Below are 11460 nucleotides of genomic sequence, written 5' to 3' on the forward strand. Positions count from 1 at the left end.
TTCCCTTCTGCCATTTTTCTCTTTTTAATATAATCTCTGTTTCTAAATAGATCTCATGATGACTATCCCAATAACTCTTTCCTTGTTTAGTATATTCTTCTTCTAATATTTGACGAATTTCTTGTCTTCTTTTCGAATCAGCATCCCATACATCTTTTGAAGATGAAGATGCTCGAGATGATTGGGCTGATAGGAATAGATTTAAAGCTAAATTTGCTTCAAAAAATTGAGATTGTAATGAATCGAGTTGCCTTTCAATTTTCCAAGTCCATTCTCTATCATCATAATCAAGCCATGTACCTGGAATTATAATTTCGAATATAAACAAACTCGCACCATCTTTTTTAAATTATTGATAATTTTTAATAAATTGAAATTTTAATTAAATTTGTATGAAGACCCTCTCACTTAACTATCGATTAGGTAATGAACGGTAATGGGTGCACACAGACTCCCAAACACCATACCTAAAGCGAAGATAAGTTTGTACACGAACAACTTTCGGTCCCATGGTACAACCCTCTTATTTACGTCAATTGGGGGAACTGACACCCATAACTCTCGTTATATATGCAACGTTCATCATGGATTAATGAGGGTCTTCACCATTGAATTATATAAAATTTTATTATTTTTTTCATTATTTTATCTAAATTATTATTGATTTTTTTTTTTGATGGTTCAATAATGGGGCCATTACGACCCCTGTCATTCTTCGGAATCGCTCAGGGGTTTTTAATTTCTGATATTCCTTAAAATACCTTCCCAGTCTTCTTCTAGAACTGTTTGATCCAATCCCATACTATTCAATCCTAATCCTTGATCAGACATATCAGGTAAGGTTTTTAATAGCTCAATAAGTCTCTCTACCCATTCACTATTGGGGTTAATCGCCTTCACTAGGAAAGAGCAAATACATAAAATTGAAAATAGTTTCGTCTTGCTTATCCCGTTGTTTATCTTCTCGTTGCTTATCTCAGTATCCAATTTTGATAACCAAGCATAGGCTGATGCAGGGGGATATGTTGGGACATTCAGAATATTTCTATTCCATAATCGAGAATGATGGGCACAAACATTTCTTATCTCACCTAGCACTTGAAGCCATTTATAAAAAATACGACCATTTTGAATACCATATTTACATGAAATTTTATCTTGGTCATCCTTTAACATCCCTTCATATAAAGTAGCCAGTGCCCCAAAATCCCAAACCTCACAAATTACCCAGATAGGTATAGGTATTAACCCATTATCTTTATGATGTTTTATAAAATCTTCTTTCGACCTTTTAATTAAAGATGCATTTTTAGTAAGCCATAAATGATGATTCGATAAAAAAGCACCACTATTTGAAGAACTTGTAAAATCCTTATAGAAATATTGGGATTCCAAATAAGAATATGGACCATATTCACCCAATAGATGAGCAATTTGTGATCGCAAAGCTATTTCTATTCTTTCAATAGCATCTAAGATTAATAATCTCAATTTCTTATCAAAGATATATAAATCAATAATTGTTTCAAAATTAACATTTTGATAATCATCAATTTTTATAATTCCCCCAGGGAAATTAGATGTAGATTTTAAGTTTTTCGGTGGAAACTTACAGCACAAATAACTATCTTTTTTAAAGGGATATAAATAGCCGCTTAAACGATAATACCCTATACGCTCTAGACATTCTTTCGCCTTATTACTATCAGAAATAGTTACATTTCTTGACGCTAAAAGTTCTAATTGTTTATCCAGAGATAACCATGTTTTAGGATTTGTGTTCATACATGTTTCCTATTCTAAAAGGTCATCTGCACCAATTTCAGATGCTCTTATTTCTAAAGCTAAAAATAACTGTTTCAAATTTTCATTAATCGTATTGGCAGGATCATTCATATAACTCTTAATGACCACATATGGATTCAGTAATATTACAAACTCATACGGACCAGTTGGACCTTTAGCTGTTTTGATGAATCCAAACTTTTCCAGTAATTCCATCCTTGTATTCCATGTAGTTAATTGTCTTGGCCCTGAAAATCCCGATTCAGATGCTAAAATCATAGGGTTCTGAATACGTATAACCATTTCATCAAAACTCCTACACCAGAGAGCAAAATAAGCCTTAGAAGCTGGAGTATTTTTCGTTAAAGCGTCAATAAAAGCCATGATTTGGGGCAAACCTCTTGGTACCGTAATGAATCCAACTTTCGATTTTCTCAACCATAAGTCTTCATCTTTTATTTCAGGCCAAAACTTTTGACGCCAATCCAGATTTTGCTTAGCTACTTTTTTTAGCCTAGTCGCTGTTTGCTTTTCATTCATCATTAATGTCCAAAATCTCAATACAGTTAAATTATTAAATTTATCCTTATAAATCAATAAATTAAGTATTTTTTTATTTAATTTGAAATTTATTTAAAATAGCTCAAAAAAAAATGAAATGTAATAAATATTACATTTCATTTTTTTAAGTGTAATTTAATTTAAAATTAATTATTAATATTCAATAACTTAAACTAAAAACTCTGTGCTCGCTGTTCTCAACGTGGTCCTCCGTTGTCCTGTACTCGTACGTGCTCGTGGGGTACTTAGGGGGAGCCAAAAATTTCAAAATGGCTATTTAACATAAAATCTCTTATGTGAAGTTTGCAAACCGTTGTGAAGATCTGTATCAATATTATTGAGAGTAGCTATAACATAGGCATGTAAAAATGAGTTTTATTGAACAAATAGAAGAGTCTTCAGCTAAATTGGTAGCAACAGCTTTGACAGTAAATTTGATGATTTTATCTTGGATCTTGGACCGCTTTCTCGACACAAACTTAATTAAATTTGGTCTCAATCATCCCGAGGGTGATATTTTGATATTCACAATAATAGTACTCCTTATTCTTACATATATAATTTCTGGTAAATCTGGATTATTAATGAAGTTTTTTTCATTTTTTGACTAATTATAGTGATGCTTAATAAATAAAATGGGATAGTAATGAATTTTAGGCTAGACGCTAAAAAAAATAGAATCTAAAATTCATCACTAATCATCTAAAGTATTGATTTATAATTATTATCTTGCTTTTTTCTCAAAAATCTAAAATTCATTACTAATCGTCTAAATTATTGATTTATAATTATTATCTTGTTTTTATCGAAGCTAAAAAAATCTAGAAGTCGAATTATCTTTTACAATACAAGAGAAAGTTCTGCATTCAGCTTGGCAGTTGCAATATCAGGTTCTGTCACGTTAAGGAATTAAAGATCAAATAATTCGGTTAAGTCCCTATCAGAAGTATTTCCATGAAAAAATTCAGTACAAGTGAGCATCTCAAAAAAATGGATCGCAAGGATTGGGCAACAGCTCAATCGATTACGACCTTCGGCATGAGTCCCAAAGAAAAAAGGGCCCATAAAAAAAGATCCTGGGAACGCTTTGAACGGATCCAGTCTGGAGAAACTACACTGGAAGATGAAGAGGCTGTTCTGCTGATGCAATGGCGCGCCTTAAACAATCTGCCTAAAAACCAGAACTAAAATCATTATCCTGATCATGATTCCTTATTTTGTCAGGAGTTACTGCCTTGTCTCTCATTTGCAAAGGCACACGTTCGATGACCTGCCGCTGCATGAATGCCAATTCTTCATCAATAGAGGCTATCTGAATAACTGAATTCTTTAACCGTTGGCCCAGATCACTTAAGTATTCAAATTTCTCAAGTCGATCGAAGAATTCGGTATTCAAAAGATCGATATAAGCCTGTAAATCATGCTGAATCAACCTAAAAGGTTCGGTCGTTTGATGATCTTGCAATAAGGTTTGCTGCATTTTTTGTTGTAAAAACAATAATTTTTCTTGAGCATACCAACGCTGGCGTGTCCGTGGTGTTTCAGCTTGCGTGCTCAATTCTTCAATCTCTTGACGATTTTTTAATTCAGCCTCGTAAAATGGACGATACAACTCATAATGATTTTCAGCACGTAACCGGTTAATTTCAGCAGTCATTCTTTCCCGTTCTGCCACTAATTCCGGCTCTTTCTCACGCGCAAAACGGACCGCCTTATTCATCACAGGAACATCCTTCAGCTGTGTGCCATGCTTCTTGTTGTACTCCTTGTTGGATAAACAGCTGACCAAGCTAGGAACTTCCACCTGAATTCCCTTGATTTCCACCATCTTGGTCGGGGCATAACGCATGAGACTGTCATTAATCAGCTCTTCAGTCTTCTGCCGATACAGCTGTAACTGCGCCTTTCCCATACCTAACACATCAGCTGTCAGCTTCTGCGCCCCACCTTTCTGTGGATCCTTTGGGTTATAACGCTTAAAAAACTGTTCTGCGGTCCGGTCAATGCCATCAACATGTCGTTCACTATACATAAAATGCAAATGCGGTTGCTCTTGCCCACCCAACGATCCAACATGATTATGAATGGCACAGGTAAAGGGATAGCTATAGCGGTCTGCGAACTCAGCAATAAACGCCTCGGCCAATTCAATCCGCTGTGCCTGATTCAACTCTTTGGGCAAGGCCACCACCAAACTGGAACAGGTACGGCCATTACTACGTTCATAAATATCTGCAGCGTCCCAAAACTCAGCTGGCTTTCCTTCAGCAAAATTTGGCAGATTGCCGGATCTCACAAACTCGATCTGTTCTGAGGCACTTTCTTTATAATTTTTAAAGTGCGAAGTCCGGGTAATGTAGTGAAACCGGTTCTTGGCCGTGGCAGCATTTTTTACTTTCCCCGATCGGGTTTTCACGGCCTTTTTGCTTGTGTGTTCCAGGTTGCAATAGAACATAATCCCACCTTCAAATTCACGGAGCCTCGCAGAGCCTGCGGAGCACGAGGAGAAGTGTTTTTAATTCGATATAATTGCGTAGTAATTATATCGAATTAAAAACACGGAAACGAGCTTAAGAATTAAATAAAATGTTCCCACATTTTATTTAATTCTTCCCGTGCCGGCCTATGCTAAACTGAAAACACAAAAACCTCACCCATTTTATGCTGGAGAATGCGATGGCGGCCCGTGGAAGACCTACGAAAATACTCACCTCAAATGACCTCACGACATTGCAGCAATTTCTGGAGAAACTTCCCTTCCTCAAGAAAAAACAACAACAGGCTTTGACCCTACTTCAGCAATCCAATGGCAGATTCAATGACAAACAACTCAGCCTGTTCAAAACAGTCGACCGAGAGAAAAACCAGTTTCTAACAAGACAGGCACTCATTGAACAAATCAAACTGAAGGACAAAAACCAACAGCCTCTCTTGGCCAACGAAATTGAAATTCTGACCTTACTCAATCAAACAATGGATCAGGATAATTTTTTCCGCCTAGATCGCGCCCTAGAGTCTTATCAGAAAATTGAAAAAGCCGCCCTAGACAATCGAATCCGGCTGGAGAATGAACACAAACGTGAAATTTTGCAGAAAAGTCACAAGGAACTGACAGAAGCCCAGAAAAAACGCAATGCAGAAAACCAACTCAAATACGCGATAGGAGGTGTAGTTCAATCGCTTTATAAAGACCTGGATCTTCAGATCCAACACAGCGATATTCCCCTACTCAGAGATGCCCTCCTACAGAGCATTATTTGGGAAAGAGCCATTAAAGAAACCACAATCTATAAAGAGATCCAAAACAACACCGAAGACCTCAAGGAAGAAACAAAATTATTCCAGCGTATGATTGAAGATTTGCCAACCTATAACATCAATGGACAAAAACTTCACAAGGTACTCATCCAAAAGCACCGTAAAAAGCCATAAAATGCGATTACAGCCTGTTTTGGGCTCAATCCTATAAAATCCTACATAAAAAATGTAATCAGGGCTAAAAATGCGAAATAAGCCCTTTTACGCTTCACCCCTAAATGAATCCTTAATTTATAAATTAAGAAATGTCCTTAAAACTCAAATTAAATACCTAAAAGGTATCTATAGAGCGAGTGTCTACGAGCGAACCACTAAAATTCGCGCTTCGACTTTCTGAAAAACAGCTTTTTAGGCCGTAGAGCCTAATAAAGCGTAAATCACATGTAAAAATCAGATTCTAGATCGAGCGAAAGCGAGTAAAAAAGCTTTATGAGCGAAGCGAATTCATTCTTGCTTTTGATTTTTAGAATTCAAGAAAGAATTAACTAAAAAATTGCCCCAACGAATCGAGTGAAAGCGAGATTCAATAGAGTTTGAGCGTAGCGAAAACATAGGGCAATTTTTTCACTCCCTGGGCTTTTAATTATTTTTAATGTTTTTAAATGCTTTTAGATATCCTGAAAGCATTTATTTAAAAGCTTTACAGGTTCTATTAAACTAGGTTTGTCGACCCTTAAAACTAGGTTTGTCGACCCTTAAAACTAGGTTTGTCGACCCTTAAAACTAGGTTTGTCGACCTTAAAACTAGGTTTGTCGACCTTTTACTTCTTTAATATTAAGTTTGCTCTTAAAACAATCACTAAGCTAAGGTTTATTAGCCTAAAAGCCTTTAAAGGTGGTGAAATTATATTAGTCTTAAAGGGTATTAAAACTAGGTTTATCGACCTAGTAAAAAGAGAATTGCCAAAACAATTTGAATAGTCTATCTTACGACCTAGTTGTTAAGATAATAAATAGAGAAATGTCAAAATTAATTGTTAAAGACAATGCTTTAGTTCAAGCAAGTTATACACTTGATACGGTAGAACAACGCTTAATTTTACTTGCGATAGCAGAAGCCAGAGAAACTGGACATGGGATTACAGAAAATAGCCTCCTTGAAGTTCATGCAAGTAGTTATATAAATACTTTTAATGTTGAAAAACATACTGCTTATAAAGTTCTGAGAGATGCATCTAAAAGCTTATTTGACCGTTATGTCACTTATCATGACATTAGCCCTAAAACGGGGAAAGACCGCAGTTTTCACTGTCGTTGGGTAGATAAAATTGGTTATGAACCAAATTCAGGGATTGTTTTTTTACGCTTCACTCAAGACATAGTTCCTCTTATTACTCGCTTAGAAGAAAACTTTACTAAGTATGAATTACAGCAAGTCGCTAAATTAACCAGTACTTATGCAATTCGTTTGTATGAATTGTTAATTCAATGGAGATCCGCAGGAAAGACTCCTGTTTTTGATTTACAAACATTTAGACAGCAACTAGGCGTTGAAGTTAATCAGTATAAGACTATGAGTAACTTCAAAAGTTATGTTCTAGATTTTGCTATTAAACAAGTTAATGAGCTAACAGATATAACTGCTAAATACGAACAACATAAAACAGGTCGAATCATTTCAGGATTTTCTTTTAAACTAACCCAGAAAAAAACTAAAACACAAAATACAAAGGTTGATTTCCCTAAATTAACTGATGCACAACGTCACTTGTTTGCTAACAAACTATCAGAACTCCCAGAAGTAAGTAGCAACTATTCTCAAGGAACTGAAAGCTATCCTGAATTTGCTGTAAGGCTTGCTGAGATGCTCAAAGATTCAGAAAAAGTAAAGGAATTTATTCCTTTCCTTGAAAAAGTCGGGTTTAAAGCTGCCTAAATTATAGACTTGATCATTTGTCTATTAGACAGTCTAATAGACAATCAATTTTGACAAGTTTAGGCATAGGTTTACAGCATGAAAACCCTTACAGTTCTTGAACTTTCCAAGCTCTACAACATCAATAGACAAACGATTTACAACAACATAAAGAAAGGAATTTTAAGTAAAAATTCTGAGAATAAGATTGATCTAGCGGAAGCAATCCGTGTTTTTGGGGAACCCGTCAAAAAACAGGATGTAAAAGAACCTGTAAAAATAGACAGTCCAAATTCGGCAGAAGTTTTACTGCTTAGACAACAAATAGACATGCTAAAAAATCAGCTTGATGATGCCAAAGATCGGGAATCTTTCTATCAAAACCAAATTGAAACGATGCAACGCCTATTAGAAGCCCCAAAACCTAATATGACTACGTTTACCGATCAAGAACCAGTGCAATCAAGCATGGCCAAAACAGCCTCCGAACCGGACACAGCAGAAGCTAAACATGACGGATTGACTACTCCAGATCAGACAGAAAATAAGCGGATTCCCGTGCCGGAGCACGTTGAACCGGAGCCGGAGAAAAGAGGCTTTTGGAGCCGTTTTTTTAGACCCTATGATTAACCACGATTGTTTAACTGATATGAACAAAGTTGTGGAACATTGATCAAAGAATAGGCGTGGAACGTGAAAAATCACAAAAAAAGCCCGAACATAGATGTTCGGGCTATCAACTAGAAACTACAGCATTGATTTATATGAAATAAAAAATAGCATTTCGTATAAGGTGTATTATGTTAATTTTAGATAAACTATAGAATCCATTAGTTTTTAAACCAATAAATTAAATATTTTATGGAACTCCAGAATATTTATTCAGGCGATACTTAAGCAATAAGGGTAGGGTGATTACATAAAGTATTGCAGCTAATGCCCATACCATTCCAGGAGCTGATGCCTGAGTCATAAAATAGAGGCTAGTAACTAATACAGGACCAATTATAGCCCCCAGACTATTAAAACTGCTTAATAGCCCTTGTAATTCACCTTGTCTTTCATCACTAATACCTCTGGACATCATTGCTTGCAAAGCAGGAGCGGCTACTCCACCAAGGGCAAACAATGGTAACAACGCAAAAGGCACCCATTCTTCAACAGCAATAGATAAAAGAAGTAAACCAATTGCATCGCAAGCTATTCCACATAACAACGTATTTTTCTCTCCAAACCTCTTTACCATAGGGGCGATAGCAAAAGCCTGTGCAATAGAATGGCATATTCCATAACTAGCAAGGGAAACACCTGCAATAAATATACTCCAGCCATAACGATCCTGCCCATAGATAACCCATAAAGTTGCGGGGACTTGTGAAACCAATGTGATAATTAAAAAGATACCAAGCAATGGAGCCATATTAGGTTGAGTGATCAAATAGGATAATTTCTTTAATATTGATTGCTCCTGAACCTTCTCAGTCATTTTATTGCTGTGTTTTGATTCTTTTAATAAGACTGCTGTCATTATTAAATTAATCCCATTCATAAAAGCAGCAGCAAAGAACGGTGCATGTAAGTTCCATTCACCCAAAACTCCACCTATTACCGGACCCGCTATAAACCCAATACCAAAGACAGCTCCAAGGAGACCAAACCTTTTTGCACGCTCATGGGCTGGAGTAATATCTGAAACATAAGCTGTTGCAACAGCCATGTTGGCACCTGTAATTCCCGCAAAAATACGACCAATATATAGCCACAATAGAGAAGGAGCAGCAGCCATTAGGAGATAATCAGCCGTTGCACCAGCAATTGAAATAATTAATACAGGTCGACGTCCAAATCGGTCACTCAACGCTCCAAGGATAGGTGCAAAAATGAACTGCATCAGAGCATACACAGCTAATAAAGCACCATAGTGAACACCGCCTGCTTCAGCTCCAGCCAATGACCGTAATAATTCAGGCAAGATCGGCATAATTAAACCAATCCCAACAGCATCCAGAAATATAGTGATTAAAATCACGCTCAATGATTTCTTCACAAATGCCTTCTCTAGCAATGATAGAATTAATATTCTCTCACACACTCCCTATCAGTGATAGATTTATGAGTAAAAAAGATATTGCACCTCAACGTCTGACACGTGAAATAGTCCTGCGTACCGCATTGGATATGTTGAATGAAGAAGGCATAGATTCAATAACCACACGCAAGCTAGCTCAACGATTGGGTATTAAATCTCCAACTCTATATTGGCATTTCAAGAATAAATCCTTGTTAATGGAAGCAATGGCGGAAACCATTATAAATGAACACCATTTAGTTTCTTTACCCATCGATGGGATGACATGGCAAGATTGGTTGCTCGCTAATTCTGTAAGCTTTCGTCGAGCACTACTAGCTTACCGTGATGGTGCTCGTCTACATGCAAGAACTAGCCCCAGTCAAGGACATTTCAACACGATTGAGGCCCAAGTTGCGCTGTTATCTCATGCTGGGTTTTCTCCTGTTGAAGCAGTTGCATTACTTATGACATTAGGAAGGTTTATTGTTGGGTGGGTCCTTGAGGAGCAGCAAGAAGAAATAAGATCAGACCCACCATTCGAAGCCGATCCAACTATATATCCACTCATGCTCCAAGGAGTGAATACCTTACAAAATATGAATGCGGATGACATTTTTGAAAATGGGATTCGTATGGTGATTATCGGTGCTGAAAGACAACTTGATATTAAAATGCAAACTTAACTCTATACTGCTTTAAGCAACTGTTCTATTTAGTAATAAAGCTTTTATCCTTAATTATTTAACATAATAGAGGTTATACGAAATGCTTTTTAAAATATCCTTGTTTTTCATATAGTTAAAAATTTTTCACCCCCCTGAAAAACAACAAAAAACCGACTTGGAAACAAGTCGGTTTCTTTTTGAGCAATTTTGATACTTATTGCCAATAAAATTGATCAATATTTAATCAATTTGTCATTTTTCTCTGCGTTATCAAGCCAGCGCTTGCTTAAATTATCCCCAATTTCTGCGGACAACTCTCGGGATAAAAATTCACCAATTTTGTACGCCTGAGCGCACATGAATTTAGGGGTTTTGCGGATATTCACAACCCCTTGTATTCAATATCATGAAGTCATAAGAGAACAGGATGTTCCGCAGAATAAAAATAAATAATCGCACAAGGATCGGCGGCACGACAGGAGTTATGCCAAGAGAACCAATACGAAAAAGCCCGACAGGATGTCGGGCTTTTTTATTTAAAAACAAAATCAGTATTTTAGTATCAATTTTAAGAATTAATATAACGTGGATTATGTTCATTTTAGGAAATCTAATCAAACACTAGGTTTATGCTGTTTGGAACCATGCCACTTAAATGATCCTAAAATATTATTGAGTATTTCCTGTAGATGACTCATTGATTCTGGAGAAACATCAACTTCGCCATAATGCCCATCAGCCATAGTTGAACCATATTTAGAACCATTTAAGCTATTAAGTACTAATACACCACCAGGAGCACTTATAAAATTATTATCAATTGGCTTTAAATCTAATGGCTTAGGGGGTTTTCCTGACCCTAATCCTCTAGAACGATCTTCTAGATGTTGAGCTGTGTTACGCACACCTCTTAGATCTGGGAAAATATCAGATATTTTTTTATGTAGTTCTGAAATAACTTCAGGTACATTCTCTTCTCTGCTTAATACTCCTAGAAATTTATCAAAGGCATCTAATGCATAAAGAAAAGCACGTGCATAGATAAATACAATATTATGTTCAAACTCTCGTGGGAGAATTCCCTTCTGCCATTTTTCTCTTTTTAATATAATCTCTGTTTCTAAATAGATCTCATGATGACTATCCCAATAACTCTTTCCTTGTTTAGTATATTCTTCTTCTAATATTTGACGAATTTCTTGTCT

Annotated in this window: 10 protein-coding genes and 1 pseudogene; 5 read left to right on the plus strand and 6 right to left on the minus strand. The window is 36.2% G+C overall.

The window, feature by feature from the left end; genetic code table 11:
* The 3 genes and pseudogenes from FTU75_RS17630 to FTU75_RS17640 form a co-directional block, all read right to left on the minus strand.
* Positions 1-328 (minus strand): annotated as a pseudogene (locus FTU75_RS17630) (hypothetical protein); the annotation flags it as partial.
* A 407-nt stretch (positions 329-735) separates the two neighbouring features.
* Complete coding sequence (locus FTU75_RS17635; RefSeq protein ID WP_151764874.1) at positions 736-1785, minus strand: Abi family protein; 1050 nt, start codon at positions 1783-1785, stop codon at positions 736-738.
* A gap of 9 nt (positions 1786-1794) precedes the next feature.
* On the minus strand, positions 1795-2325 hold the full coding sequence (locus tag FTU75_RS17640) for a hypothetical protein (RefSeq protein ID WP_151764873.1): 531 nt from the start codon (positions 2323-2325) through the stop codon (positions 1795-1797).
* Positions 2326-3300: 975 nt separating this feature from the next.
* Here FTU75_RS17640 and FTU75_RS17645 point away from each other — a divergent pair.
* On the plus strand, positions 3301-3534 hold the full coding sequence (locus tag FTU75_RS17645) for a hypothetical protein (protein WP_249733010.1): 234 nt from the start codon (positions 3301-3303) through the stop codon (positions 3532-3534).
* On the opposite strand, the gene FTU75_RS17650 is transcribed toward FTU75_RS17645, so the two are convergent.
* On the minus strand, positions 3518-4801 hold the full coding sequence (locus tag FTU75_RS17650) for a MobA/MobL family protein (RefSeq protein ID WP_180074442.1): 1284 nt from the start codon (positions 4799-4801) through the stop codon (positions 3518-3520). The two genes, FTU75_RS17645 and FTU75_RS17650, sit on opposite strands and share 17 nt — an antisense overlap.
* 221 nt (positions 4802-5022) lie before the next feature.
* Here FTU75_RS17650 and FTU75_RS17655 point away from each other — a divergent pair, with 221 nt between their 5' ends.
* From FTU75_RS17655 to FTU75_RS17665, 3 genes are all read left to right on the plus strand, one after another.
* Positions 5023-5778, plus strand: coding sequence for a hypothetical protein (locus FTU75_RS17655; RefSeq protein WP_180000619.1), 756 nt, complete (start codon positions 5023-5025; stop codon positions 5776-5778).
* Positions 5779-6625: 847 nt separating this feature from the next.
* Positions 6626-7540: a replication initiation protein RepM gene (gene repM / locus FTU75_RS17660; RefSeq protein WP_180000635.1), complete on the plus strand. Its 915-nt coding sequence runs from the start codon at positions 6626-6628 to the stop codon at positions 7538-7540.
* Between the two features lie 78 nt (positions 7541-7618).
* The gene (locus FTU75_RS17665; RefSeq protein ID WP_180116562.1) at positions 7619-8149 is read left to right on the plus strand and encodes a plasmid replication DNA-binding protein; all 531 of its coding nucleotides are present in this window, start codon (positions 7619-7621) and stop codon (positions 8147-8149) included.
* Positions 8150-8378: 229 nt separating this feature from the next.
* Here the strand turns inward: FTU75_RS17665 and tet(39) are convergent, their stop codons facing one another.
* Entirely contained in the window at positions 8379-9566 is a 1188-nt protein-coding gene (gene tet(39) / locus FTU75_RS17670; RefSeq protein ID WP_046267530.1) for a tetracycline efflux MFS transporter Tet(39), read from the minus strand.
* Between the two features lie 65 nt (positions 9567-9631).
* On the opposite strand from tet(39), the gene FTU75_RS17675 reads away from it, so the two are divergent.
* Complete coding sequence (locus FTU75_RS17675; RefSeq protein WP_004787586.1) at positions 9632-10273, plus strand: TetR/AcrR family transcriptional regulator C-terminal domain-containing protein; 642 nt, start codon at positions 9632-9634, stop codon at positions 10271-10273.
* 596 nt (positions 10274-10869) lie between these two features.
* Here FTU75_RS17675 and FTU75_RS17680 read toward each other — a convergent pair.
* The coding region (locus FTU75_RS17680; protein WP_180116563.1) for a hypothetical protein at positions 10870-11460 on the minus strand (591 nt) is incomplete at its 5' end.

The organism is Acinetobacter sp. YH12140, from assembly GCF_013418475.1.
Lineage (GTDB): Bacteria > Pseudomonadota > Gammaproteobacteria > Pseudomonadales > Moraxellaceae > Acinetobacter > Acinetobacter amyesii.

Bases quoted from the DNA above. Each gene is read 5' to 3' on its own strand.
- FTU75_RS17635 (WP_151764874.1), bottom strand. From the start codon at position 1,785: ATGAACACAAATCCTAAAACATGGTTATCTCTGGATAAACAATTAGAA.
- FTU75_RS17640 (WP_151764873.1), bottom strand. From the start codon at position 2,325: ATGAATGAAAAGCAAACAGCGACTAGGCTAAAAAAAGTAGCTAAGCAA.
- FTU75_RS17645 (WP_249733010.1), top strand. From the start codon at position 3,301: ATGAAAAAATTCAGTACAAGTGAGCATCTCAAAAAAATGGATCGCAAG.
- FTU75_RS17650 (WP_180074442.1), bottom strand. From the start codon at position 4,801: ATGTTCTATTGCAACCTGGAACACACAAGCAAAAAGGCCGTGAAAACC.
- FTU75_RS17655 (WP_180000619.1), top strand. From the start codon at position 5,023: ATGGCGGCCCGTGGAAGACCTACGAAAATACTCACCTCAAATGACCTC.
- repM (WP_180000635.1), top strand. From the start codon at position 6,626: ATGTCAAAATTAATTGTTAAAGACAATGCTTTAGTTCAAGCAAGTTAT.
- FTU75_RS17665 (WP_180116562.1), top strand. From the start codon at position 7,619: ATGAAAACCCTTACAGTTCTTGAACTTTCCAAGCTCTACAACATCAAT.
- FTU75_RS17675 (WP_004787586.1), top strand. From the start codon at position 9,632: ATGAGTAAAAAAGATATTGCACCTCAACGTCTGACACGTGAAATAGTC.